This window comes from Halomonas sp. AOP22-C1-8 (assembly GCF_052378905.1).
Classification (GTDB): Bacteria; Pseudomonadota; Gammaproteobacteria; order Pseudomonadales; family Halomonadaceae; genus Vreelandella; species Vreelandella citrativorans.
Map to the genome: position 1 here is coordinate 1 of NZ_JBQSYD010000010.1, position 23009 is coordinate 23009.

The 23009-nt window shown below is 54.8% G+C and carries 33 protein-coding genes; all 33 read right to left on the reverse strand.

From position 1 onward, the window contains the following. Positions 1-63 precede the first annotated feature (63 nt). The 33 genes from rplQ to rpoC all read right to left on the reverse strand — a co-directional run bounded on the left by rplQ (position 64) and on the right by rpoC (position 23006). Complete coding sequence (rplQ, locus tag ACT3TY_RS07165) at positions 64-450, reverse strand: 50S ribosomal protein L17 (RefSeq protein WP_018917717.1); 387 nt, start codon at positions 448-450, stop codon at positions 64-66. A gap of 39 nt (positions 451-489) precedes the next feature. Beyond that, entirely contained in the window at positions 490-1485 is a 996-nt protein-coding gene (locus tag ACT3TY_RS07170) for a DNA-directed RNA polymerase subunit alpha (protein WP_172117703.1), read from the reverse strand. 120 nt (positions 1486-1605) lie between these two features. After that, a complete protein-coding gene (rpsD, locus tag ACT3TY_RS07175) occupies positions 1606-2226 on the reverse strand; it encodes a 30S ribosomal protein S4 (RefSeq protein WP_087108925.1) in 621 nt (206 codons plus the stop codon). Between the two features lie 12 nt (positions 2227-2238). Next, on the reverse strand, positions 2239-2625 hold the full coding sequence (gene rpsK, locus ACT3TY_RS07180) for a 30S ribosomal protein S11 (protein WP_009099028.1): 387 nt from the start codon (positions 2623-2625) through the stop codon (positions 2239-2241). A gap of 52 nt (positions 2626-2677) precedes the next feature. Further along, positions 2678-3034, reverse strand: coding sequence for a 30S ribosomal protein S13 (gene rpsM, locus ACT3TY_RS07185; protein WP_192536496.1), 357 nt, complete (start codon positions 3032-3034; stop codon positions 2678-2680). A gap of 123 nt (positions 3035-3157) precedes the next feature. Further along, entirely contained in the window at positions 3158-3271 is a 114-nt protein-coding gene (rpmJ, locus tag ACT3TY_RS07190) for a 50S ribosomal protein L36 (RefSeq protein ID WP_009099023.1), read from the reverse strand. 50 nt (positions 3272-3321) lie between these two features. Continuing rightward, entirely contained in the window at positions 3322-4653 is a 1332-nt protein-coding gene (gene secY / locus ACT3TY_RS07195) for a preprotein translocase subunit SecY (protein WP_087108929.1), read from the reverse strand. After that, positions 4654-5088: a 50S ribosomal protein L15 gene (gene rplO, locus ACT3TY_RS07200; RefSeq protein ID WP_444627775.1), complete on the reverse strand. Its 435-nt coding sequence runs from the start codon at positions 5086-5088 to the stop codon at positions 4654-4656. 3 nt (positions 5089-5091) lie between these two features. Then, a complete protein-coding gene (gene rpmD / locus ACT3TY_RS07205) occupies positions 5092-5274 on the reverse strand; it encodes a 50S ribosomal protein L30 (protein ID WP_087108933.1) in 183 nt (60 codons plus the stop codon). A 6-nt stretch (positions 5275-5280) separates the two neighbouring features. Next, positions 5281-5781 carry a 30S ribosomal protein S5 gene (rpsE, locus tag ACT3TY_RS07210; protein ID WP_172117708.1) on the reverse strand — a complete coding sequence of 167 codons (501 nt, stop codon included), beginning with the start codon at positions 5779-5781 and terminating at the stop codon, positions 5281-5283. Between the two features lie 11 nt (positions 5782-5792). Next, on the reverse strand, positions 5793-6143 hold the full coding sequence (gene rplR / locus ACT3TY_RS07215) for a 50S ribosomal protein L18 (protein WP_008959159.1): 351 nt from the start codon (positions 6141-6143) through the stop codon (positions 5793-5795). 9 nt (positions 6144-6152) lie between these two features. After that, positions 6153-6683 carry a 50S ribosomal protein L6 gene (gene rplF, locus ACT3TY_RS07220; protein ID WP_193053641.1) on the reverse strand — a complete coding sequence of 177 codons (531 nt, stop codon included), beginning with the start codon at positions 6681-6683 and terminating at the stop codon, positions 6153-6155. A 9-nt stretch (positions 6684-6692) separates the two neighbouring features. Beyond that, entirely contained in the window at positions 6693-7085 is a 393-nt protein-coding gene (rpsH, locus tag ACT3TY_RS07225; protein WP_444627777.1) for a 30S ribosomal protein S8, read from the reverse strand. A 32-nt stretch (positions 7086-7117) separates the two neighbouring features. Continuing rightward, complete coding sequence (rpsN, locus tag ACT3TY_RS07230) at positions 7118-7423, reverse strand: 30S ribosomal protein S14 (protein ID WP_172117711.1); 306 nt, start codon at positions 7421-7423, stop codon at positions 7118-7120. A 10-nt stretch (positions 7424-7433) separates the two neighbouring features. Then, positions 7434-7973 carry a 50S ribosomal protein L5 gene (rplE, locus tag ACT3TY_RS07235; RefSeq protein ID WP_193053642.1) on the reverse strand — a complete coding sequence of 180 codons (540 nt, stop codon included), beginning with the start codon at positions 7971-7973 and terminating at the stop codon, positions 7434-7436. A gap of 18 nt (positions 7974-7991) precedes the next feature. Then, complete coding sequence (gene rplX / locus ACT3TY_RS07240) at positions 7992-8306, reverse strand: 50S ribosomal protein L24 (RefSeq protein ID WP_009723895.1); 315 nt, start codon at positions 8304-8306, stop codon at positions 7992-7994. Between the two features lie 14 nt (positions 8307-8320). Then, positions 8321-8692, reverse strand: coding sequence for a 50S ribosomal protein L14 (rplN, locus tag ACT3TY_RS07245; protein ID WP_172117712.1), 372 nt, complete (start codon positions 8690-8692; stop codon positions 8321-8323). A gap of 51 nt (positions 8693-8743) precedes the next feature. After that, positions 8744-9004 carry a 30S ribosomal protein S17 gene (gene rpsQ / locus ACT3TY_RS07250; protein WP_009723897.1) on the reverse strand — a complete coding sequence of 87 codons (261 nt, stop codon included), beginning with the start codon at positions 9002-9004 and terminating at the stop codon, positions 8744-8746. A gap of 1 nt (position 9005) precedes the next feature. Further along, entirely contained in the window at positions 9006-9197 is a 192-nt protein-coding gene (rpmC, locus tag ACT3TY_RS07255; RefSeq protein WP_027337514.1) for a 50S ribosomal protein L29, read from the reverse strand. Next, entirely contained in the window at positions 9197-9610 is a 414-nt protein-coding gene (rplP, locus tag ACT3TY_RS07260; protein ID WP_007112000.1) for a 50S ribosomal protein L16, read from the reverse strand. The genes rpmC and rplP overlap by 1 nt, the downstream gene beginning before the upstream one ends. A 15-nt stretch (positions 9611-9625) precedes the next feature. Continuing rightward, positions 9626-10330, reverse strand: coding sequence for a 30S ribosomal protein S3 (gene rpsC, locus ACT3TY_RS07265; protein ID WP_193053643.1), 705 nt, complete (start codon positions 10328-10330; stop codon positions 9626-9628). Positions 10331-10341: 11 nt separating this feature from the next. Beyond that, positions 10342-10674 carry a 50S ribosomal protein L22 gene (rplV, locus tag ACT3TY_RS07270; RefSeq protein ID WP_009723900.1) on the reverse strand — a complete coding sequence of 111 codons (333 nt, stop codon included), beginning with the start codon at positions 10672-10674 and terminating at the stop codon, positions 10342-10344. 18 nt (positions 10675-10692) lie between these two features. After that, positions 10693-10968, reverse strand: coding sequence for a 30S ribosomal protein S19 (gene rpsS / locus ACT3TY_RS07275; RefSeq protein WP_027337511.1), 276 nt, complete (start codon positions 10966-10968; stop codon positions 10693-10695). A 33-nt stretch (positions 10969-11001) separates the two neighbouring features. Further along, the gene (rplB, locus tag ACT3TY_RS07280; RefSeq protein WP_193053644.1) at positions 11002-11832 is read right to left on the reverse strand and encodes a 50S ribosomal protein L2; all 831 of its coding nucleotides are present in this window, start codon (positions 11830-11832) and stop codon (positions 11002-11004) included. Between the two features lie 17 nt (positions 11833-11849). Then, complete coding sequence (gene rplW / locus ACT3TY_RS07285; RefSeq protein WP_087108950.1) at positions 11850-12146, reverse strand: 50S ribosomal protein L23; 297 nt, start codon at positions 12144-12146, stop codon at positions 11850-11852. Further along, positions 12143-12748, reverse strand: coding sequence for a 50S ribosomal protein L4 (gene rplD / locus ACT3TY_RS07290; RefSeq protein ID WP_172117714.1), 606 nt, complete (start codon positions 12746-12748; stop codon positions 12143-12145). Before rplD ends, rplW begins: the two co-directional genes overlap by 4 nt. Positions 12749-12763: 15 nt before the next feature. Then, entirely contained in the window at positions 12764-13402 is a 639-nt protein-coding gene (rplC, locus tag ACT3TY_RS07295; RefSeq protein ID WP_172117715.1) for a 50S ribosomal protein L3, read from the reverse strand. Between the two features lie 149 nt (positions 13403-13551). Beyond that, positions 13552-13863 carry a 30S ribosomal protein S10 gene (gene rpsJ, locus ACT3TY_RS07300; RefSeq protein ID WP_087108956.1) on the reverse strand — a complete coding sequence of 104 codons (312 nt, stop codon included), beginning with the start codon at positions 13861-13863 and terminating at the stop codon, positions 13552-13554. A 159-nt stretch (positions 13864-14022) separates the two neighbouring features. Next, positions 14023-15216, reverse strand: a complete 1194-nt coding sequence (gene tuf / locus ACT3TY_RS07305; RefSeq protein ID WP_444627780.1) for an elongation factor Tu — start codon at positions 15214-15216, stop codon at positions 14023-14025. A 29-nt stretch (positions 15217-15245) separates the two neighbouring features. Continuing rightward, positions 15246-17369, reverse strand: a complete 2124-nt coding sequence (fusA, locus tag ACT3TY_RS07310; protein ID WP_444627782.1) for an elongation factor G — start codon at positions 17367-17369, stop codon at positions 15246-15248. A gap of 233 nt (positions 17370-17602) precedes the next feature. Continuing rightward, positions 17603-18073 (reverse strand): 30S ribosomal protein S7, encoded by a 471-nt coding sequence (gene rpsG / locus ACT3TY_RS07315; protein WP_018917738.1) that lies wholly within the window; start codon positions 18071-18073, stop codon positions 17603-17605. Between the two features lie 155 nt (positions 18074-18228). Next, on the reverse strand, positions 18229-18603 hold the full coding sequence (gene rpsL / locus ACT3TY_RS07320) for a 30S ribosomal protein S12 (RefSeq protein ID WP_009098973.1): 375 nt from the start codon (positions 18601-18603) through the stop codon (positions 18229-18231). 188 nt (positions 18604-18791) lie between these two features. Beyond that, positions 18792-23006 carry a DNA-directed RNA polymerase subunit beta' gene (gene rpoC, locus ACT3TY_RS07325; protein WP_193053649.1) on the reverse strand — a complete coding sequence of 1405 codons (4215 nt, stop codon included), beginning with the start codon at positions 23004-23006 and terminating at the stop codon, positions 18792-18794. Positions 23007-23009 lie beyond the last annotated feature (3 nt).

A 23009-nucleotide genomic window follows, 5' to 3' on the forward strand; every position in this document is an offset into this window, starting at 1 on the left:
TAAAAAAAACCGACCCAGCTGGGTCGGTTTTCATTCTGCTTTAAAGAGGCAGCAACTAAAGATTTACTCTTCAGCAGCGGCTTCTTCAGCAACCGGACGGTCTACTAGCTCAACGTACGCCATAGGCGCGTTGTCGCCGGTGCGGAAACCGCACTTGAGAATACGGATGTAGCCACCCGGACGCTCGGCGTAACGCGGACCCAGCTCATTGAACAGCTTGCCAACGGCTTCTTTGGAACGTGTGCGAGAGAACGCCAAACGACGGTTCGCAACGCTATCCTGCTTGGCTAAGGTGATCAGCGGCTCGATAACGCGACGCAGTTCCTTGGCCTTGGGCAGGGTTGTCTTGATGACTTCATGTTCGACCAGCGAGACAGACATGTTCTTGAACATGGCCTGACGATGCGAGCTGGTGCGATTCAGATGACGACCACTCTTACGATGACGCATGGTTGTAATTCCTTACCAAACTGGGACTCAAGTCGACACTCACGCGGTGGCCTTGTCGTCCTTCAGGCTAGCGGGCGGCCAATTTTCCAACCGCATGCCGAGGGACAAGCCGCGCGCCGCCAAAACGTCCTTGATTTCATTCAAGGATTTTTTACCGAGGTTCGGTGTCTTCAACAGCTCAACTTCTGTGCGCTGGATAAGATCACCGATATAGTAAATATTCTCGGCTTTTAGGCAGTTCGCGCTGCGAACGGTCAACTCAAGATCGTCTACGGGGCGCAATAGGATTGGATCAACGTGATCTTCTTCCTCTTCGACTTCCTGCTCTTTATCAGCTTCAAGGTCGACGAAGGCGGCCAGCTGCTCTTGCAGAATGGTCGCACTGCGACGGATAGCCTCTTCCGGATCCAAAGTACCGTCGGTTTCCAGATCGATAATCAGCTTATCGAGGTCGGTGCGCTGCTCAACACGAGCGGCTTCAACCGAGTAGGAAACGCGGCGGACAGGGCTGAAGGTGGCATCCAGCTGCAGGCGGCCAATAGCACGGGTCTCTTCATCAGAGCCACGGGCGTCAGCCGGTTCGTAGCCACGACCCAGCGCTACCTTAAGCTGAATTTTCAGCTCGGCACCTTCATTGACGTGTGCAATGACGTGGTCCGGGTTGACGATTTCGACGCTATGATCAAGCGCAATGTCGCCAGCAGTGACGACGGCTGGGCCCTGCTTGTTCAGCGAGAGCACCGCCTCATCGCGGCTGTGCATCTTGATCGCAACATCTTTCAAGTTCAGGAGGATTTCGATGACATCTTCCTGCACCCCTTCGAGCGCACTGTACTCGTGCTCTACACCCGCAATTTCAGCCTCTACCACGGCAGCGCCGGGCATAGACGAAAGCAGAATGCGACGCAGTGCATTCCCCAGGGTGTGACCAAAACCACGCTCGAACGGTTCGAGAACGATTTTGGCATGATGTGCGCTGATTTCTTCGACCTTGATGTCGCGAGGACGAAGAAACTCTGTCACTGAACGCTGCATATGAACACCTTTCAGGCTGCCAAACGGATACTGAGTTCTTAAGAACCGTACTCAAGAGCATCTGGGCGGTTAGCTTTGCTATCCCGCCCAGGCTTCAAGAAGCAGATTAATTAACGCTGCTTACTTGGAGTACAGCTCGACGATCAGGTTTTCGTTGATGTCGGCAGTCAGGTCACCGCGTTCAGGCAGAGCCTTGAAAGTGCCTTCCATCTTCTTGGCGTCGATTTCAATCCAGAGGATATCGCCACGGTTGGCCGCAATGGTCAACGCGTTTTGAATACGTGCCTGGTTCTTCGCCTTTTCGCGAATAGCAACAACGTCACCCGGCTTCACTTGGTAGGAAGCAACGTTAACGGTGCGGCCGTTCACGGAAATCGCCTTGTGGCTAACGAGCTGACGTGCTTCAGAGCGAGTCGAGCCGAAACCCATACGGTAGACGACGTTATCCAGTCGGGATTCAAGCAACTGCAACAATACTTCACCGGTCGCACCTTTCAGGCGAGCAGCTTCTTTGTAGTAGTTACGGAACTGTTTTTCGAGTACGCCATACATGCGACGTACTTTTTGCTTCTCACGAAGCTGCAAGCCGTAGTCTGAAAGACGCTGACGACGCTGGCCGTGTACACCCGGGATTTGCTCGGATTTACACTTTTTCTCGAAGGGAGTCACGCCACTCTTCAAAAAGAGATCGGTGCCTTCACGACGAGACAGTTTGCACTTCGGTCCAATATAACGAGCCATGAATCTGTCTCCTTAAACGCGGCGTTTCTTAGGCGGACGGCAGCCATTATGGGGAATGGGCGTCGCGTCTACGATGCTTTGCACGCGGAAGCCTGCGGCATTGAGTGCGCGCACGGCGGATTCACGACCGGGACCTGGGCCTTTAACCAGTACGTCTACGTTTTTCACACCATACTCGGCTGCAGCAGTCGCTGCACGCTCGCTTGCTACTTGAGCAGCGAACGGGGTGCTCTTGCGAGAACCACGAAAACCCGAACCACCGGCAGTTGCCCAAGAAAGAGCATTGCCCTGGCGGTCTGTGATCGTCACGATCGTGTTGTTAAAAGAGGCATGGATATGCGCAACGGCGTCCACTACCTGCTTTTTAACCTTTTTACGGTTACTACGCGGGTTAGCCATGTTGATGTCTATTCCTGTCGTTACGCCGGCTCTCTATTAAAGAGCCTGCGTATTATTTGCGGATCGGCTTACGCGGGCCCTTACGGGTGCGCGCGTTAGTCTTGGTCCGCTGACCACGCAGCGGAAGACTACGACGATGACGCAGACCACGGTAGCAGCCTAAGTCCATGAGACGCTTAATGTTCAGCGTAACATCACGACGAAGGTCGCCTTCTACGGTGTACTTACCAACTTCAGAACGCAGGGTATCCAGCTCTTCGCCAGATAGGTCCTGGATCTTGGTAGTCAGCGCGATACCGGCAGCAGCACAGATATGCTGCGCGCGAGTACGGCCAATCCCGAAGATATAGGTCAGCGAGATCGCCGCATGCTTGTTGTCCGGGATATTGACGCCTGCAATACGGGCCATCAGCTTACTCCGAAATTTGAGCGGCTTGCTCGTTTATTCATCTACAAAAGGCGCAACAGCATACCCCTTTAAATGCCCTAAGGCAAGGGGTATGCCGAACACCCACTTAAAACAACGTAGGAATTAACCCTGACGCTGCTTGTGCCGTGGTTCGATGCAGATGACGCGAACAGCGCCATTGCGACGAATGATCTTACAGTTACGGCACATTTTCTTTACGGAAGCTCGAACTTTCATCGCTCTTTCTCCAAAAACGGCTCGCGGCGCGCCAATCGTAAGGCGGCGCCTCAGCGCATGATGCCGCCGCTACCGTAGCCTTTCAGGTTGGACTTCTTCATCACCGAGTCATACTGATGCGACATGAGGTGTGACTGCACCTGAGCCATGAAGTCCATGATGACCACCACCACGATCAGGAGCGAGGTGCCGCCAAAAAAGAATGGCACATTCCACGCAACGATCAGGAACTGGGGCATCAAGGAAACCGCAGTGATATACAGGGCACCGAACAAAGTCAGACGCGTCATGACTTTGTCGATATAGCGAGCGGTCTGCTCGCCGGGGCGAATGCCCGGCAGGAACGCACCTGACTTTTTCAAATTGTCAGCTACATCCTTCGGATTGAAGACCAGCGCTGTGTAAAAGAAGCAGAAGAATACCACTGCCGCCGCGAAAAGCAAGATGTAAAGCGGTTGCCCAGGGGCTAATGCTTGTGATGCACGCTGTAACCACTCCATACCTTCACCTGCACCTACCCACTGACCAATAGAAGCCGGGAAGAGTAGGATACTGGACGCGAAGATCGCAGGAATAACACCCGCCATATTCACTTTCAAAGGCAGGTAGCTGCTTTGGCCTGCATACATCTTGTTGCCAACCTGGCGACGTGGGTAGTTCACTTTCAAGCGGCGTTGACCGCGCTCAATGAACACCACAAACGCGACGGTGGCAATACCTAGCACTGACAGCGCTAACAGCGGAAGGACATTCCAGGCCCCTTCGTTACGAGCAAGTTCAAACGCTTGCCCCACGGCACTGGGCAGCCCAGCGACGATACCAGCGAAGATCAGCAACGAAATACCGTTGCCGATGCCCTTCTCGGTAATCTGCTCACCTAGCCACATCATAAACACCGCGCCTGACACAAACGTAATCACGGCGGTGAAATAGAAGCTGAAGTCAGCGCTGTAAGCGATGCCTTGGCTAGCCAGACCGACCGACATACCGGTAGCCTGGACAAGAGCCAGTATCACCGTGCCGTAGCGGGTGTACTGGCTAATCTTGCGGCGGCCGGACTCACCTTCCTTCTTGAGCTGTTCAAGATGGGGTGAGACCGCAGTCATCAGCTGCATGATAATCGACGCAGAAATATAAGGCATTATGCCCAAAGCGAGGACGCTCATGCGCTCCAGGGCGCCACCCGAGAACATGTTAAACATGCCCAGGATGGTGCCCTGTTGCTCCCTAAACAAGGCAGCAAGCTGGTCAGGATTGATACCGGGAACGGGAATGTGGGCACCGATACGGTACACCACGATGGCGAGGAGCACGAAGCGCAAACGCGCCCACAGTTCACTCAGACCGCTGCCCATCGCCGGCATATTTCCTGACTTGGCCATTTAGTCCTCTACCTTGCCGCCAGCAGCTTCGATCGCTTCACGGGCACCTTTGGTGACCTTGATACCACGAACGGTAACTGCCTTGTTCAGTTCGCCTGAAAGGATGATTTTTGCGTGTAGCGTTGCATCCTTCAGCACGTTGGCTTGCTTCAGCGTTTCCATAGTGACTTCGTCACCGGAAACCTTGGCAAGTTCAGCCAGGCGTACTTCTTCAGAGACCAATGATTTAGCAGACGTAAAACCGAATTTCGGCAAACGACGCTGCATGGGCATCTGACCGCCTTCGAAACCAGGCTTGACGCTACCGCCACTGCGTGATTTCTGACCTTTGTGGCCACGGCCGCCGGTCTTACCAAGACCGGAACCGATACCACGACCAACGCGCTTTTCAGCGGGTTTGGAGCCCGGGGCCGGGCTTAAGGTATTAAGTTTCATGGATTACTCTCCCTCAACACGCACAAGGTAATTTACCTTGTGGATCATGCCGCGAACGGCAGGGGTGTCTTCCAGTTCAACCGAGTGACCGATGCGACGCAGGCCCAAGCCTTTCATAGTAGCCTTGTGCTTGGGCAAAACGCCGATGGTGCTGCGGATCTGGGTAACCTTGATCGTTGCTGCCATGGTGCCTTACCCCGTGATCGCGTCGACAGACAGACCGCGCTTGGCGGCGATGTCTTCCGGTGCATGCATAGCAGAGAGACCTTTAACAGTCGCTCGTACCACGTTAACCGGGTTGGTGGAACCGTAGCACTTGGCCAGTACATCGTGGACGCCAGCAAGCTCTAATACAGAGCGCATAGCACCACCGGCGATGATACCGGTACCTTCGGAGGCTGGCTGCATGTAGACCTTGGAAGCACCGTGACGGGCTTTCACAGGGTACTGCAGCGTGTTGCCTGCAAGGTTAACCTTGACCATGTTGCGACGAGCCTGGTCCATTGCTTTCTGAATTGCGACCGGCACTTCACGCGCCTTGCCACGACCGAAACCAACACGACCTTTACCATCACCTACGACGGTCAGCGCGGTGAAGCCGAAAATACGACCACCCTTGACCACCTTGGCGACGCGGTTAACCTGCACTAACTTCTCTTGCAGATCACCGTTTTGCTGTTCGTTCTTCGCCATCGTAAAACCCTTTAGAATTCCAGGCCGCCTTCACGAGCGGCGTCGGCCAGAGCCTTGACGCGACCGTGATACTTAAAGCCAGCACGGTCGAAGGCCACCTGGGTGATGCCTGCTTCTTTAGCGCGTTCAGCAATCAGAGCACCGACCTTGGAGGCCGCATCTGAGTTACCGGTCGCACCCTCGCGCAGTGCTTTGTCCAGCGTTGAAGCGCTGGCCAACACTTTGCCACCATCCGGCGAGATAATCTGCGCGTAGATGTGACGCGGGGTACGGTTGACGCACAGGCGATACACGCCCAGCTCGCGGATCTTGGCGCGAGCACGGCGGGCACGACGGAGACGAGATTCTTTCTTCGCGTTCATAACCCTGCCTTACTTCTTCTTGGCTTCTTTGCGACGCACCTGCTCGTCGGCGTACCGAACACCCTTGCCTTTATACGGCTCAGGCGGACGGAAAGCGCGGATTTCCGCGGCGCACTGACCGAGCATCTGCTTATCCGCGCTTTTCAGCACGATCACGGTGTTTTTCGGCGTTTCCGCTGTGACACCTTTCGGCAGTTCGTAGTCGACCGGGTGCGAGAAGCCCAGTGAAAGATTGAGCGTCTGGCCCTTAGCTTGGGCACGATAACCGACGCCAACAATTTCGAGAGTTTTTGTGAAACCCTCGGATACGCCCGTTACCAGGTTCTGAACCAAGGCGCGGGTAGTACCGGCCATTGCCCAGCTCTTGGCAGATTCGCTCGGGGCGAAGGTCAGCTGGCCATCTTCTTGACCAATCACCACGTCCTGGTGAATGGGCAGTGACAGCGTGCCTTGGCCGCCTTTGGCGGTCAGCTGGCTAGCATCGATTTTGATCTCGACACCAGCAGGCACTTTAACCGGATATTTCGCTATGCGGGACATTCCAGCCTCCTAGAATACGGTGCAGATGACTTCGCCACCTACACCCGCCTGGCGTGCGGCACGAGCGGTCATGACACCATTAGAGGTGGTGACAATCGCGATGCCCAGACCATCGGCAACCTTGGGCAGGTTGTCCTTGCCCTTGTACTGACGCAAAGACGGCTTGGAAACCCGCTGAATGTGCTCAATGACCGGCTTACCCTCAAAGTACTTGAGAGTGACGGTTAGTGCAGGCTTAGCGCCTTCAGCAACCGCAAAGTCGGTAATGTAGCCTTCTTCCTTTAGCACGCGGGCCACTTCCACTTTCAACTTGGAAGACGGCATGACTGCCGTCTCCTTGGTGGCCATCTGCGCATTGCGGATACGGGTAAACATATCCGCCAGAGTGTCTTGCATGCTCATTTAATGTGCGCTCCTGATGATTCTACGTGGCGTTACCAGCTGGACTTTTTCAGACCAGGGACGTCGCCACGCATGGCGGCTTCACGCAGCTTGTTGCGGCCAAGGCCGAACTTGTTGTAAAAACCGTGCGGACGACCCGTGATACGGCAGCGGTTACGCTGACGTACCGGGCTTGAGTCGCGCGGCAGTTGCTGCAGCTTCAGCGTCGCCTCGAAGCGCTCTTCCTCAGACGTATTCACGCTTGAGATGATTGCCTTGAGCTCAGTACGCTTGGCCGCATACTTCTCGACCAGCTGCGTACGTTTGAGCTCACGCTCTACCATACTTTTCTTAGCCATGATCCAACCCTTATTTCTTAAACGGGAAGTTCAGTGACGCTAGCAGCGCACGACCTTCCTCGTCGGTGTTGGCAGTAGTAGTGATAGTGACGTCCAGCCCCCGAATGCGATCGATTTTATCATACTCGATCTCCGGGAAGATGATCTGCTCACGCACACCCATGGAGTAGTTGCCGCGACCGTCAAAAGACTTCGGGTTAAGACCACGGAAGTCACGCACGCGAGGAATCGCAATGTTAACCAGACGATTCAAGAAGTCCCACATACGCTCACCGCGCAGCGTTACTTTGACACCAATCGGCCAACCTTCGCGCACCTTGAAGCCCGCGATGGACTTACGTGCTTTGGTCACCAGCGGCTTTTGACCGGACAATTTCTCCAGGTCACCGACGGCATTGTCGATCAGTTTTTTATCACTAACCGCTTCACCGATACCCATGTTCAGAGTCACTTTCGTGATCCGGGGTATCTGCATAACGTTGTTGTAGCTGAACTGCTCTTTGAGTTGAGCTACGACCTCGTTTTGATAACGTTCTTTCAAGTTCGCCATTTTGCTACCCGACTCGCGTTAGGCGTCGATCTGCGTCTGCGTCGACTTGTAGATACGTACCTTGGTACCGTCTTCCTTAACTTGGAAGCCGACGCGATCCGCCTTACCGGTCTCCGAATTGAAGATGGCTACGTTGGACGCGTGAATCGGAGCCTCACGCTCGACGATACCGCCCTGATTTCCCGCCATGGGATTCGGCTTGGTGTGACGTTTAATCATGTTCACACCCGATACCACGAAGCGGTTTTCTAATACCCGCTTAACGGTACCACGTTTGCCTTTATCCTTCCCGGCGATGACGATGACTTCATCGTCACGTTTGATCTTTTGCATATCCGCCTCGCTCCTTACAGCACTTCAGGCGCTAGGGAAATGATCTTCATGAACTTCTCATTACGAAGCTCACGAGTAACCGGCCCGAAGATGCGCGTGCCGATCGGCTGTTCGTTGGTGTTATTCAACAAAACCGCCGCATTTCCATCGAAACGGATCAGCGAACCGTCACTACGACGGACGCCACTACGGGTGCGAACCACTACCGCTTTCATGACTTGGCCTTTTTTGACCTTGCCACGCGGAATAGCTTCTTTCACCGTTACCTTAATGACGTCACCAACGCGGGCGTAGCGACGGTGTGAACCGCCTAGCACCTTGATGCACTGCACCCGGCGCGCTCCGCTGTTGTCGGCGACATCCAGCATTGTCTGAGTCTGAATCATCGGTTTTCTCCAAACCTAATCTGACTGCACTGATCGGCAGACTTTAGGTAATTAACCCTTAGCCTGCTCAACCACCTCGACCAGCGTCCAGGCTTTCTTTTTGGAAAGCGGACGGCACTCCTGAATGGAAACCGTATCGCCTGCCTTAGCCTGGTTCGCCTCATCATGGGCGTGCAGCTTGGTGGAGCGCTTAACGTATTTTCCGTAGATCGGGTGACGTTCACGACGCTCGATCATAACGACGATGGATTTATCCATCTTGTCGCTCACCACCTTACCGGTGAGCGTACGGGTTTTTTTCTCTTCGGCCATCTCAATCACCTGCCTTCTCGTTGAGCACAGTCTTAACGCGGGCGATATCCCGACGGACCTGCTTGAGCAGATGAGTCTGGCTCAGTTGGCCAGTGGCCTTCTGCATGCGCAGGTTAAACTGCTCGCGGAGTAGCTCGAGGAGCTGCTCTTTGAGCTCTCCTGCTGACTTTTCACGAATTTCCTGGGCTTTCATCACATCACCGTCCGTTTCGCAAAGGTGGTGGATAAGGGCATCTTCTGTGCGGCCAGTTCAAACGCTTCACGGGCCAGCTCTTCGGATACGCCTTCAATTTCGTACAGGACCCGACCCGGTTGGATCTGGGCTACCCAGTACTCAACAGAACCTTTACCTTTACCCATACGAACTTCGAGCGGCTTCTTGGAAATCGGCTTATCAGGGAAAACGCGGATCCAGATTTTACCGCCACGCTTAACGTGACGTGTGATCGCACGACGGCCGGCTTCGATCTGACGCGCAGTGATGCGGCCGCGACCAGTAGCTTTCAGACCGTACTCCCCGAAGCTGATCTTGCTTCCGCGATGCGCCAGGCCACGGTTGCGGCCTTTCATCATCTTGCGGAATTTCATACGCTTGGGCTGTAACATCGACTCGCTCTCCCCTTACCTGGAACCTTTCTTCTTGGGCGCGTTGCCGGCAGGCTGCTGTTGCTTAGCCTTGGCACGTACTTCCTCGATACCGCCGAGGATTTCGCCCTTGAAGATCCACACTTTAACGCCGATGACGCCATAGGTGGTGTGAGCTTCGTAAGTGGCGTAGTCGATGTCCGCACGCAGAGTGTGCAGCGGAACGCGACCTTCGCGGTACCATTCGGTACGTGCGATTTCGGCACCACCAAGACGACCTGACAGCTGAATCTTGATGCCGCCAGCGCCAAGACGCATTGCGTTCTGTACCGCGCGCTTCATGGCACGACGGAACATGACGCGACGCTCAAGCTGACCCGCTACGTTAGCAGCGACTAGCTTGGCATCCAGCTCTGGCTTGCGAACTTCTTCGATGTTCACATGAACCGCAACGCCCATCATTTCGGTAAGATCGCGACGCAGACGGTCGACATCTTCACCTTTTTTACCAATCACGATACCCGGACGGGCAGTGTGAATGGTGATGCGGGCATTGTTAGCCGGACGCTCGATGTGAATGCGGCTTACGGAAGCGCTTTTAAGACGCTCTTCCAGGAAGCTGCGCACTTCGAGATCGTTATTGAGCTTATCGGCATAGGCGCCGCGCTCGGCATACCAGACAGAAGCATGGTCTTTGACGATGCCCAGTCGAATGCCTGTTGGATTGACTTTCTGACCCATCTGGTCGACTCCTACTTCTCGGCTACCTTGACGGTGATGTGGCAGGTGCGCTTCAAGATACGATCCGCACGGCCTTTGGCGCGCGGCTTGATACGCTTGAGCGTCATGCCCTCATCGACGCAGATGGTCGAGACACGCAGCTCGTCGATGTCCATGCCGTTATTTTCTTCCGCATTCGCGATGGCGGACTGAAGCACTTTCTTGACCAGTTTGGCAGCCTTCTTCGGTGAGAAGGTCAGCAGGTCAATAGCTTCGGCGACCGGTTTACCGCGCACCTGGTCAGCCACCAAACGGGCCTTCTGTGCGGATAAAGCAGCGCCACTCAGCTTAGCTGTGACTTCCATCTCTAAATCCTCTCTGGCTTACCGTTTGGCTTTCTTGTCCGCCACATGCCCGCGATATGTGCGAGTAGCAGCGAATTCGCCAAGTTTATGACCCACCATTTCCTCGGAGACGTGCACCGGGACATGCTGGCGTCCGTTATGGACCGCAATAGTCAGACCTACCATATTGGGCAGGATCATCGAACGACGCGACCAGGTCTTGATCGGTTTACGGTCGTTCTTCTCCACTGCAGCCTCTACCTTCTTCAAAAGATGAAGGTCAATGAAGGGACCTTTCTTTAGTGAACGTGGCACAGCCGTTACCTCTTAAGTTCTTGGCAATTTCGATTAACGCGTCTTGTTACGACGACGGATAATCAGCTTGTCGGTGCGCTTGTTCTTACGCGTCTTGTGACCCTTAGTCGGCATGCCCCATGGGGATACCGGGTGACGACCACCGCTAGAGCGGCCTTCACCACCACCGTGCGGGTGGTCTACCGGGTTCATCGCGACACCGCGAACAGTCGGACGCACGCCTCTCCAGCGCTTCGCACCGGCCTTGCCAAGTTGACGCAGGCTGTGCTCGGAGTTGCTCACTTCACCCAGCGTTGCGCGGCACTCAGCCAGGATCTTACGCATTTCGCCAGAGCGAAGACGCAAGGTGGCGTAGTTACCTTCACGAGCAACCAGCTGAGCGCTAGTACCGGCACTGCGAGCAATCTGCGCGCCTTTACCCGGCTTCAGTTCGATACCGTGAACGGTAGAACCAAGCGGAATGTTGCGCAGCGGCAAGGCATTGCCTTTTTTGATGGGCGCGTTGACACCAGATTCCAGCACGTCACCCGCGCTGACACCTTTCGGTGCAATGATGTAACGACGCTCGCCATCTGCATATTTCAATAGTGCAATATGCGCGCTACGGTTCGGATCGTGCTCAAGACGCTCAACAGTGGCTGGGATGCCATCCTTGGTGCGTTTGAAGTCGATCAAACGGTAGTGCTGACGGTGACCACCGCCCACGTGGCGGGTGGTGATGCGACCGTTATTATTACGGCCACCGGACTTGGACTGTTTTTCCAAAAGCGGTGCATACGCACGGCCCTTGTACAGCCCCTCGCCAACGATCTTGACGACGTGGCGACGACCGGCGGATGTGGGTTTGGTCTTGACGATTGCCATTATCCGTACTCCTGCCCTTATTCGGCGCCAGAGAAGTCTTCGAGCGTTTCACCCGCAGCCAGGGTCACATACGCTTTGCGGTAACCCTTACGCAGGCCAACGCCGTGTGCAGTACGTTTGGTTTTACCCTTAACGTTCAACACTTGAACGCTGCCGACCTGTTTGCCGAACAGTATTTCAACGGCTTTCTTGATCTCGGGCTTGGTAGCATCAGATGCCACCTTGAAAACGTACTGGTTGCGCTCTGCAGCCATCGCGGCCTTTTCGGTCACGTGCGGTCCAAGCAGAACCTTGAATACGCGTTCCTGGTTCATGCCAGCTTCTCCTCGAATTTACGCAGGGCGGAGACGGTGACCAGGACCTTATCAAAGGCAACCAGGCTCACCGGGTCAGCTGCCGCGACATCCACCACGTCAACGTGGGGAAGGTTGCGTGCGGCTAGATAGAGCGTTTCGTCCATTTCTTCAGTGACGATCAACACTTTCTCAAGGTTGAGCTCTTTCAGCTTGGCAGCTACCTGCTTGGTCTTGGGCGCTTCGACGCTGAACTCTTCAATTGCGACTAAACGCTCTTGACGGACAAGTTCAGACAGGATGGAGCGCATCGCCGCGCGGTACATTTTGCGGTTAACCTTCTGGGTATAGTCTTGCGGACGTGCCGCGAAGGTTACGCCGCCACTGCGCCACAGCGGAGAACGGATGGTACCAGCACGTGCACGACCGGTACCTTTCTGACGCCACGGTTTTTTTCCACCACCGCGAACATCGGAACGGCTCTTTTGAGCGCGAGTACCTTGACGGCCACCAGCCAAATAGGCGGTAACAACCTGGTGAACTAGCGCTTCGTTGAATTCTTTGCCAAAAGTGGCGTCGGCTACTTCAACGGTACCCGTGCCTGCAGCAAGATTCAGATTCATTGGTAATTATCCCCTTCAGCCAGCTTTCACGGCGCTGCGAACGATAACGTCGCTGCCGGGTGCTCCCGGTACGGCGCCCTTGATCAGCAGCAGGTTACGCTCGGCGTCAACACGGACGATCTCAAGGCTCTGTACGGTGCAACGGGCGTTACCCATTTGACCGGCCATTTTCTTGCCTTTAAATACGCGACCTGGTGTTTGACACATGCCGATAGAACCCGGCGCGCGGTGCGACAGGGAGTTACCGTGACTGTTGTCTTGGGTACGGAAGTTCCAGCGCTTAACAGCACCCTGGAAGCCTTTACCCTTAGAGGTACCGGTCACATCGATCATTTGACCAGCTTCGAAGAGGGATACGGTGAGTTCGCCACCCACTTCTGGAGCTTCTTCGCCTTCTGCAAGGCGGAATTCCATCAGTGAACGACCAGCCTCAACACCCGCTTTGGCAAACTGACCAGCCTGCGCTTTGGTGAGGTGTTTGGCTTTACGAGAACCTGTAGTGATCTGAATCGCTGCGTAGCCGTCAGACTCAATGGTCTTAACGCGCGTCACACGATTAGGATCAACTTCAATAACGGTCACGGGCACGGATGCGCCATCTTCGGTAAAGACACGGGTCATCCCGGCCTTTGTACCGACTAAACCGATAGTCATACTCAGTCTCCTATAGTGTACGGGGCTATCACCCGCTATGGCTGCCCTTTCCAGAGCATTCCACTAGCACATTGTGTGGCGCCTCACGGCGCGGCGGCTGCTGTTCATGCGATAAATGATGAACGCTGGGCCGCAAGTGTCTAGTGTAATTAGTTGAGCTTGATTTGCACGTCTACGCCAGCGGCGAGATCAAGCTTCATCAACGCATCAACGGTCTTTTCAGTTGGCTCAACGATGTCGAGCACACGCTTGTGCGTACGAATCTCATACTGATCACGCGCATCCTTATTGACGTGCGGTGAAACCAGGATGGTATAACGCTCGCGGTTGGTCGGCAGCGGGATCGGCCCACGAACCTGAGCACCAGTACGCTTAGCGGTTTCAACAATCTCCGCTGTGGACTGATCGATCAGGCGATGGTCGAACGCTTTCAACCGAATGCGAATCTTTTGGTTCTGCATTTGCCCTAAACTCCAATGGATGTCGACGGCGCGAGCCGTCTACCCACGCATTCAAAGGATGCGCATTATAGGCACGCCAAAAGCCCATGTCAAACATTTGCTATTGGTGCGCAGAAAAGGGGGCTCGCGAGAGCCCCCTTCATCGATCAAGTAAATCGATTACTTAACGATTTTTGCCACAACGCCAGCACCAACGGTACGACCACCTTCGCGAATAGCGAAGCGCAGACCGTCGTCCATAGCGATCGGAGCAATCAGGGTAACAACCATCTGAACGTTGTCACCTGGCATTACCATTTCAACGCCTTCCGGCAGTTCACAAGTACCTGTAATGTCAGTGGTACGGAAGTAGAACTGCGGACGGTAGCCCTTGAAGAAAGGCGTGTGACGACCACCTTCTTCTTTGGACAGTACGTAAACTTCGGCTTCGAACGTGGTGTGCGGGTTGATAGTACCCGGCTTGGCCAAAACCTGACCACGCTCAACGTCATCACGCTTGGTACCACGCAGCAACGCACCAACGTTCTCACCCGCACGACCTTCGTCGAGCAGCTTACGGAACATTTCAACACCGGTAACGATGGTTTTCGTGGTGTCGCGGATACCCACGATTTCCACTTCTTCACCGGATTTAACGATACCGCGCTCTACACGACCAGTAACAACAGTACCACGGCCAGAGATAGAGAAGACGTCTTCGATCGGCATCAGGAACGGCTGATCAATAGCACGCTCCGGCTCAGGAATGTAAGCATCCAGAGCTTTGATCAGATTAGCAACGGCGGTAGTACCCATACCGTTCTCATCTTCACCGTTAAGAGCCATCAGCGCTGAACCAGTGATGATCGGCGTGTCATCGCCCGGGAAGTCGTACTCGTCGAGGAGCTCACGAACTTCCATCTCAACCAGCTCAAGCAGCTCTTCGTCATCGACCATGTCCGCTTTATTCAGGAACACAACGATGTACGGAACACCAACCTGGCGAGACAGCAGGATGTGCTCACGCGTCTGCGGCATCGGGCCGTCAGCAGCAGAACATACCAGGATCGCGCCGTCCATCTGCGCAGCACCGGTGATCATGTTCTTGACGTAGTCAGCGTGTCCTGGGCAGTCAACGTGCGCGTAGTGACGCTCTTCAGACTGATATTCCACGTGGGAAGTCGCGATAGTGATACCACGCTCGCGCTCTTCAGGAGCGTTATCGATAGTATCAAATTCACGCCAATCGCCGCCGAAAACCTCAGCAGACACGCGGGTCAGAGCCGCAGTCAGAGTCGTTTTACCGTGGTCGACGTGACCGATGGTGCCGACGTTGACGTGCGGTTTGGAACGTTCGAATTTTTCCTTAGCCACTGCTATAACCTCTTTACGTTAGCTAACGGTTAACCGTTTTGATTGATGACGGCTTCAACGACGCTGGAGGGCGCCTCGTCGTACTTCGAGAACTCCATAGAGTAGCTCGCACGGCCCTGGGTTTGTGAGCGCAGGTCGGTTGCGTAACCGAACATCTCACCCAGCGGCACCGTTGCACGAATGACTTTACCAGAAGAAGAGTCATCCATACCCTGCACCAGACCGCGACGACGGCTCAGGTCGCCCATGACGTCACCCATAAATTCTTCGGGAGTCACGATTTCGACCTTCATCACCGGCTCCAGCAGCACGGCCTTGGCCTTCCTGGCACCTTCCTTCACTGCCATAGAAGAAGCAATCTTGAACGCAGTCTCGTTAGAGTCTACGTCGTGGAAGGAGCCGTCGAACAGCGTCACTTTAACGTCGATCATCGGGTAACCCGCGATGACACCGTTTTTAAGCTGCTCGTAAGCGCCTTTCTCAACCGCGGGGACGTATTCCTTGGGAACCGTACCACCTACGATCTCAGAGTTGAACTTGAAGAAAATCTCATCTTCGCCTTCACCCTTGTCTTCAGCAGTCAGCGGCTCAATACGCAGCCAAACGTGACCGTACTGACCACGACCACCGGACTGACGTACAAACTTACCTTCCTGCTCAATGCTGCCACGAATAGTTTCGCGGTACGCTACCTGCGGCTTACCGATGTTAGCTTCCACCTTAAACTCGCGACGCATACGGTCAACGAGGATATCCAGGTGCAGCTCGCCCATACCAGAGATGATGGTTTGGCCGGTTTCTTCGTCGGTTTTAACCTGGAAAGAAGGATCTTCCTGAGCCAGCTTGCCCAGTGCAATACCCATTTTCTCTTGGTCAGCCTTGGACTTCGGCTCAACGGCTACTGAGATAACCGGATCCGGGAACTCCATGCGCTCGAGAACAATCTTGTTATCGATATCGCACAGGGTGTCACCCGTGGTGACATCTTTCAGACCGATACACGCAGCGATATCGCCAGCGAGTACTTCCTTGATCTCTTCACGTGAATTGGCGTGCATCTGAACGATACGACCAACGCGCTCTTTCTTCTGCTTAACAGAGTTGTATACGCCGTCACCAGATTTCAGAATGCCCGAGTAGACGCGGATAAAGGTCAGCGTACCAACGAAGGGGTCGGTCGCGATCTTGAATGCCAACGCTGCAAACGGCGCGCTGTCATCGGCTTCACGCGTAGCGATGGTGCCGTCTTTATCGTCCAGCTCACCTTCGATCGCCTTAACTTCAGTTGGCGAAGGCATGTACTCGATAACACCGTCCAGCACCGCCTGAACACCCTTATTCTTAAAGGCAGAACCACAGGTAACCAGAACAATATCGTTGGCCAGCGTACGCGCGCGAAGACCAGCCTTGATCTCTTCGATCGTCAGCTCAACGCCTTCCAGGTACTTCTCCATTAGCTCGTCAGAGCCTTCGGCAGCCGCTTCAACCATCTGCTCGCGATATTTCTCGGCAGTCTCTTGCAGCTCAGCCGGAATATCCACGAGTTCGAAATTCATGCCCAGGCTAGCCTCATCCCACAGGATAGCCTTCATCTGAATCAGGTCGATAACGCCCTTAAAGTCTTCTTCCGTACCCCAGTTAATCTGGATCGGCACGGCATTCGCACCCAAGCGCTCTTTCAACTGGTCAACAACCATGAAGAAATCAGCGCCAGTACGGTCCATCTTGTTAACAAAGACCATACGCGGTACTTCGTACTTATCGGCCTGACGCCATACTGTTTCGGTCTGCGGCTGAACGCCGGAAGACCCACACAGTACGACAACCGCACCATCAAGAACGCGCAATGAACGCTCAACTTCGATAGTGAAGTCAACGTGCCCAGGCGTATCGATGATGTTGATACGGTGCTCATCAAACTGCTTGGCCATACCTTGCCAGAAGGTGGTGACAGCGGCAGAGGTGATCGTAATACCACGCTCCTGCTCCTGCTCCATCCAGTCAGTCGTTGAGGCACCCTCGTGTGTTTCACCCAACTTGTGATTCAAGCCGGTATAGAACAGTACCCGCTCGGTCGTTGTGGTTTTACCCGCATCAACGTGCGCTACGATACCAATATTGCGATAACGATTAAGTGGTGTCTTGCGTGCCACGGTGAAACTCCCGTTAGTTGGCGATGCTCGTTAACTTAGCAGTGGCAAAAGTGAGCCTTACGCTACCGCCGCTATCACAGAATGATAACGGCGGGGGTGTTGCAACAAAGCGACTCGACCTACCACTTCCAACGACGCCCTGCTGAAACAACGTGCATATATAAACGCGAACTTTATAAACACTGCGCTTACAAACGCCGTACTTAAAAACGTCACTCTTGAAAGGGACGCTCTTAGAAACGATAGTGCGAGAAAGCCTTGTTGGCTTCGGCCATACGATGCACGTCTTCGCGCTTCTTAACAGCAGAACCTTTACCTTCTGCGGCATCCAGCATTTCACCTGCCAGACGCTGAACCATCGTTTTTTCACCGCGGCGACGCGCCGCGTCTACCAACCAGCGCATAGCGAGCGCTTGGCGGCGAGACGGACGAACTTCAACCGGAACCTGATAGGTCGCACCACCCACGCGGCGCGACTTCACTTCGACCATCGGCTGGATGGTTTCCAGCGCTTTGTCGAAGATTTCCAGCGGCTCTTCACTACTACGCTCGGCAACCTTGTCCAACGCACCGTAAACAATGCGCTCAGCTATGGACTTCTTGCCGCTGACCATCAGGTGGTTCATGAACTTCGCCAGACGCTCACTTCCGAACTTAGGATCCGGCAGGATTTCGCGTTTAGCTACAACTCTTCTTCTAGGCATGATAAGCCCTCAATTAAGGATCCTTCAGGTAAACCCGGAACTCGCGCTTAGTATCGACTACCCTGCACTGCCCGACCTTACTCTTATCAGACCATCATATTCGTGTTGGACATTACGTTACATACGCTGCAAACACAGCGTGACGGCAAGCTGTCTTAAGACTTCGGACGCTTAGTACCGTACTTGGAACGGCCCTGCTTACGATTCTGTACGCCAGAGGTGTCAAGGGCGCCACGAACGGTGTGATAACGCACACCTGGCAAATCCTTTACACGACCGCCGCGAATCAGAACAACAGAGTGCTCCTGCAGGTTGTGACCTTCACCACCAATGTAAGAAGAAACTTCGAAACCGTTGGTCAGGCGCACACGGCAAACCTTACGCAGGGCCGAGTTCGGCTTCTTGGGAGTAGTGGTGTATACGCGCGTACATACGCCGCGCTTTTGCGGACAAGCCTGAAGCGCGGGCACGTCACTTTTAGTAACGGGGCGCTTGCGCGGCTTACGCACTAGCTGATTAATCGTTGCCATGGTGTTTAGCTGACTCCAATGGTTGCCTAGCCTTTAACAAATACGGGCAGCGGATGCGGGCGCACCCACCCCACTGTTAAAGGCTGCGCATTCTAAAGGCTGACCCTAGTCGACGTCAAGTCTTGCCGGCGGTTTTACCGGCAAGATAGCGCTTCCAGGGTCAGATGCTCATTTTTTACTACTCATTTTTAGAGCTCGTCGTCAGAATCAAGTGCTGTCAACTGTGCTCCAAGCTCCTGCTCTACCTCAGTCGCTGAGGGATTGAACAGGCGCTCAACGTCTTCGCGTTTGCGGCGACGTTCAGCGTGGTGAGTCAGACCGGTACCTGCCGGAATCAGACGCCCAACTACCACGTTTTCTTTCAGGCCGCGCAGATAATCGCGCTTGCCGGTAACAGCCGCTTCGGTCAGTACGCGGGTTGTCTCCTGGAAGGAGGCCGCAGAGATGAACGATTCGGTCGCCAGGCTGGCCTTGGTGATACCCAGCAACAAGCGCTGATACTTCGCCGGGAATTTACCTTCTTTTTCGAGACGAGCGTTCTGCTCCAGCACGCGCACAAGCTCAGCCTGGTCGCCGGTGATGAAGTCAGAATCGCCTGAATCGGCAATTTCGACCTTACGTAGCATCTGACGCACAATAACTTCGATGTGCTTGTCGTTGATGCCTACGCCCTGCAGACGGTAAACATCTTGCACTTCGGCCGTAATGTACTTGGCAAGCTCCGCTACGCCGAGCAAACGCAGAATATCGTGCGGATTGCTCGGGCCATCGGAGATGACCTCACCCTTCTCAACACTTTCGCCTTCAAAAACGGCGATTTGACGCCATTTCGGGATCAGCGCTTCAAACGGATCGCCAGACCCTGGCGTAATCGTCAAACGACGCTTGCCTTTGGTCTCTTTACCGAAGCTCACCACACCGCTGATTTCGGCAAGGATCGCCGGTTCTTTCGGCTTACGTGCTTCGAATAGGTCAGCAACGCGTGGCAGACCACCGGTGATATCCTTGTTACCTGATGCTTCAACCGGAATACGGGCAACCACCTCACCCACACCGATGGTGGAACCATCATCAACGGAGATAATGGAATTGCCTGGCAGCAGATATTGCACTGGCGTGTTCGAGCCGGAAACCGACACGTACTCACCGGCCGCATCTTGCAGCATGACCATCGGACGCTTGTCGCGACCAGCCATCGGGCGAGCGGCGGACTCAATGACTTCGATAGAGGAGAGACCGGTCATCTCGTCGACTGAGCGGTGCATGGTGACACCTTCGTCGAGATCGATGAACTGCGCCTTACCCTCTACTTCAGCAATGATCGGATGGGTGTGCGGATCCCACTTGGCAACCATCGCACCGGCATCAACCACGTCGCCGTCGCGTACGGAAAGTTCAGCACCGTAGGGCAGCTTGTAGTACTCACGCTCACGACCGTGATCGTCAGCCACCGCCAGGGCGCTAGAACGCGATACCACGACCAATTTGCCGTCGGCACGCTCTACGTGCTTAATGTTGTGCAGACGAACCTTACCGCCGTGCTTGACCTGTACGCTATCGACGGCCGATGAACGCGATGCCGCGCCACCGATGTGGAACGTACGCATGGTCAGCTGGGTACCCGGCTCACCGATTGACTGAGCGGCGATAACACCGACAGATTCACCGATGTTGACCTGGTGACCGCGGGCAAGATCACGTCCGTAACAGGACGAACATACGCCGTGCGGTGTGTCACAGGTAATGGTTGAGCGTACGATAATCTCATCCACACCCATGGTGTCGAGCTCAGCACACCACTTCTCGTCTAGCAGCGTGTTACGTGGGATCAGAACTTCTTCAGTACCTGGATCAACCACATCCAACGCAACCACACGACCCAATACGCGCTGTGATAGCGGTACGATGATGTCGCCACCCTCGATAATCGGGTGCAGGGTCAGACCGTTTTCAGTACCACAGTCAACCTCGGTGATCACTAGATCCTGGGCCACGTCCACCAGACGACGCGTCAAGTAACCGGAGTTAGCCGTTTTCAGAGCCGTATCCGCCAGACCTTTACGTGCACCGTGGGTCGAGATGAAGTACTGAAGTACGTTCAGGCCTTCACGGAAGTTGGCCACGATCGGCGTCTCGATGATCGAGCCATCCGGCTTGGCCATCAGGCCACGCATACCCGCCAACTGGCGGATCTGAGCGGCACTACCCCGTGCACCGGAGTCGGCCATGATGAAGACGCTGTTGAACGATTCCTGCTCAACTTCGTTGCCATCGCGGTCAATAACGGTCTCTTTGGAAATACCGGTCATCATCGCCTTGGCGACTTTATCGTTGGCCTTGGACCAGATATCGATAACCTTGTTGTACTTCTCGCCCGCAGTTACCAGGCCAGAAGAGAACTGGTCTTCGATCTCTTTGACTTCAGCTTCGGCCGCGTCGACGATCTCGGTTTTGGCATCCGGGATGACGAAGTCGTTAACGCCGATAGAGGCGCCGGACCAGGTCGCCAGACGGAAACCGGTGTACATCAGTTGGTCAGCGAAGATGACCGTCGGCTTGAGGCCGGAGCGGCGATATACTTCGTTGATCAGGCCAGAAATCGCCTTCTTCTTCATCGGCTGGTCGATCAGCGCAAACGGCACGCCTTCAGGCAGAATGCGGAACAACAGCGCACGGCCAACCGTGGTTTCGTATAGACGACGATGGAATGACTTCTCGCCGGTCTCTTCTTCGATGTCGACCTCGTCCAGACGCACCTTGACACGGGCGTGCAGCGATACCGACTGAGTACCGAAGGCGCGCTCAACCTCGTTGAGGTCAGAGAACACCATGCCTTCGCCCTTGGCGTTGATCTTCTCACGGGTCATGTAGTAAAGACCCAGAACAACGTCCTGCGACGGCACGATGATCGGCTCGCCGTTGGCGGGCGACAGCACGTTGTTGGTCGCCATCATCAGCGCACGGGCTTCGAGCTGGGCTTCCAGGGTCAGCGGCACGTGTACCGCCATCTGGTCACCGTCGAAGTCGGCGTTGTAGGCCGCACACACCAGCGGGTGCAACTGGATCGCTTTACCTTCAATCAGCAGCGGTTCAAACGCCTGGATACCCAGACGGTGAAGCGTCGGTGCACGGTTAAGCAGTACCGGGTGTTCGCGGATAACATCGGCAAGGATGTCCCACACTTCCGGCAGCTCGCGTTCAACCATTTTCTTCGCGGCTTTAATCGTTGAGGCGAAGCCTAGCGACTGAAGCTTGGAGTAGATAAACGGCTTGAACAGCTCCAGTGCCATTTTCTTCGGCAGACCACACTGATGCAGGCGCAGAGTAGGACCCACGGTAATCACCGAACGGCCCGAGTAATCGACGCGCTTACCCAACAAGTTCTGACGGAAACGACCCTGCTTACCTTTGATCATGTCGGCGAGCGACTTCAGCGGGCGCTTGTTGGAGCCCGTGATCGCGCGGCCACGACGACCGTTGTCAAGCAAAGCATCGACCGCTTCCTGAAGCATACGCTTCTCGTTGCGCACGATGATATCCGGCGCATTAAGGTCGAGCAGACGCTTCAAGCGGTTGTTACGGTTGATCACACGACGGTAAAGGTCGTTGAGATCGGAGGTCGCGAAGCGGCCGCCGTCCAGCGGTACCAGCGGACGTAAATCCGGTGGCAGGACAGGCAGCACTTCCATGACCATCCACGCCGGCGCATTGCCGGAGTGGTAAAACGCTTCCAGCAGCTTCAAACGCTTGGAAAGCTTCTTGATCTTGGTTTCAGAGTTAGTCTGCGGAATCTCTTCACGCAGGGTGTTTATCTCTTCTTCAAGATCAATATCTTTGAGGAGTTCTTGCACCGCTTCGGCACCCATGCGGGCATCGAAGTCATCGCCGAACTCTTCAAGGGCTTCAAAGTACTGCTCATCGTTCATCAGCTGACCACGCTCAAGCGTGGTCATGCCTGGATCGATAACAACGAAGGACTCAAAGTACAGCACGCGCTCGATATCACGCAGGGTCATATCGAGGAACATGCCGATACGCGACGGCAATGATTTCAAAAACCAGATGTGAGCAACCGGCGAGGCCAGCTCAATGTGCCCCATACGCTCACGGCGCACGGCTGCCTTGGTGACTTCAACGCCACACTTTTCACAAATGATGCCGCGGTGCTTCATGCGCTTGTACTTACCGCACAAGCACTCGTAATCCTTTACCGGGCCAAAAATCTTGGCGCAGAACAGACCGTCCCGCTCCGGCTTAAAGGTACGGTAGTTAATGGTCTCAGGCTTCTTCACCTCGCCAAACGACCAGGAGCGAATCATGTCCGGCGACGCCAGAGTAATCTTGATCGCGTCAAACTCTTCGGACTGAGACTGCGATTTGAGTACTTTCACCAAATCTTTCATAGC

What these genes read in the sequence shown, in the direction of transcription:
- rplQ (WP_018917717.1), bottom strand. Translation starts at nt 450, where the DNA reads ATGCGTCATCGTAAGAGTGGTCGTCATCTGAATCGCACCAGCTCGCAT.
- ACT3TY_RS07170 (WP_172117703.1), bottom strand. Translation starts at nt 1,485, where the DNA reads ATGCAGCGTTCAGTGACAGAGTTTCTTCGTCCTCGCGACATCAAGGTC.
- rpsD (WP_087108925.1), bottom strand. Translation starts at nt 2,226, where the DNA reads ATGGCTCGTTATATTGGACCGAAGTGCAAACTGTCTCGTCGTGAAGGC.
- rpsK (WP_009099028.1), bottom strand. Translation starts at nt 2,625, where the DNA reads ATGGCTAACCCGCGTAGTAACCGTAAAAAGGTTAAAAAGCAGGTAGTG.
- rpsM (WP_192536496.1), bottom strand. Translation starts at nt 3,034, where the DNA reads ATGGCCCGTATTGCAGGCGTCAATATCCCGGACAACAAGCATGCGGCG.
- rpmJ (WP_009099023.1), bottom strand. Translation starts at nt 3,271, where the DNA reads ATGAAAGTTCGAGCTTCCGTAAAGAAAATGTGCCGTAACTGTAAGATC.
- secY (WP_087108929.1), bottom strand. Translation starts at nt 4,653, where the DNA reads ATGGCCAAGTCAGGAAATATGCCGGCGATGGGCAGCGGTCTGAGTGAA.
- rplO (WP_444627775.1), bottom strand. Translation starts at nt 5,088, where the DNA reads ATGAAACTTAATACCTTAAGCCCGGCCCCGGGCTCCAAACCCGCTGAA.
- rpmD (WP_087108933.1), bottom strand. Translation starts at nt 5,274, where the DNA reads ATGGCAGCAACGATCAAGGTTACCCAGATCCGCAGCACCATCGGCGTT.
- rpsE (WP_172117708.1), bottom strand. Translation starts at nt 5,781, where the DNA reads ATGGCGAAGAACGAACAGCAAAACGGTGATCTGCAAGAGAAGTTAGTG.
- rplR (WP_008959159.1), bottom strand. Translation starts at nt 6,143, where the DNA reads ATGAACGCGAAGAAAGAATCTCGTCTCCGTCGTGCCCGCCGTGCTCGC.
- rplF (WP_193053641.1), bottom strand. Translation starts at nt 6,683, where the DNA reads ATGTCCCGCATAGCGAAATATCCGGTTAAAGTGCCTGCTGGTGTCGAG.
- rpsH (WP_444627777.1), bottom strand. Translation starts at nt 7,085, where the DNA reads ATGAGCATGCAAGACACTCTGGCGGATATGTTTACCCGTATCCGCAAT.
- rpsN (WP_172117711.1), bottom strand. Translation starts at nt 7,423, where the DNA reads ATGGCTAAGAAAAGTATGGTAGAGCGTGAGCTCAAACGTACGCAGCTG.
- rplE (WP_193053642.1), bottom strand. Translation starts at nt 7,973, where the DNA reads ATGGCGAACTTGAAAGAACGTTATCAAAACGAGGTCGTAGCTCAACTC.
- rplX (WP_009723895.1), bottom strand. Translation starts at nt 8,306, where the DNA reads ATGCAAAAGATCAAACGTGACGATGAAGTCATCGTCATCGCCGGGAAG.
- rplN (WP_172117712.1), bottom strand. Translation starts at nt 8,692, where the DNA reads ATGATTCAGACTCAGACAATGCTGGATGTCGCCGACAACAGCGGAGCG.
- rpsQ (WP_009723897.1), bottom strand. Translation starts at nt 9,004, where the DNA reads ATGGCCGAAGAGAAAAAAACCCGTACGCTCACCGGTAAGGTGGTGAGC.
- rpmC (WP_027337514.1), bottom strand. Translation starts at nt 9,197, where the DNA reads ATGAAAGCCCAGGAAATTCGTGAAAAGTCAGCAGGAGAGCTCAAAGAG.
- rplP (WP_007112000.1), bottom strand. Translation starts at nt 9,610, where the DNA reads ATGTTACAGCCCAAGCGTATGAAATTCCGCAAGATGATGAAAGGCCGC.
- rpsC (WP_193053643.1), bottom strand. Translation starts at nt 10,330, where the DNA reads ATGGGTCAGAAAGTCAATCCAACAGGCATTCGACTGGGCATCGTCAAA.
- rplV (WP_009723900.1), bottom strand. Translation starts at nt 10,674, where the DNA reads ATGGAAGTCACAGCTAAGCTGAGTGGCGCTGCTTTATCCGCACAGAAG.
- rplB (WP_193053644.1), bottom strand. Translation starts at nt 11,832, where the DNA reads ATGGCAATCGTCAAGACCAAACCCACATCCGCCGGTCGTCGCCACGTC.
- rplW (WP_087108950.1), bottom strand. Translation starts at nt 12,146, where the DNA reads ATGAACCAGGAACGCGTATTCAAGGTTCTGCTTGGACCGCACGTGACC.
- rplD (WP_172117714.1), bottom strand. Translation starts at nt 12,748, where the DNA reads ATGAATCTGAATCTTGCTGCAGGCACGGGTACCGTTGAAGTAGCCGAC.
- rplC (WP_172117715.1), bottom strand. Translation starts at nt 13,402, where the DNA reads ATGACTATCGGTTTAGTCGGTACAAAGGCCGGGATGACCCGTGTCTTT.
- rpsJ (WP_087108956.1), bottom strand. Translation starts at nt 13,863, where the DNA reads ATGCAGAACCAAAAGATTCGCATTCGGTTGAAAGCGTTCGACCATCGC.
- rpsG (WP_018917738.1), bottom strand. Translation starts at nt 18,073, where the DNA reads ATGCCTAGAAGAAGAGTTGTAGCTAAACGCGAAATCCTGCCGGATCCT.
- rpsL (WP_009098973.1), bottom strand. Translation starts at nt 18,603, where the DNA reads ATGGCAACGATTAATCAGCTAGTGCGTAAGCCGCGCAAGCGCCCCGTT.
- rpoC (WP_193053649.1), bottom strand. Translation starts at nt 23,006, where the DNA reads ATGAAAGATTTGGTGAAAGTACTCAAATCGCAGTCTCAGTCCGAAGAG.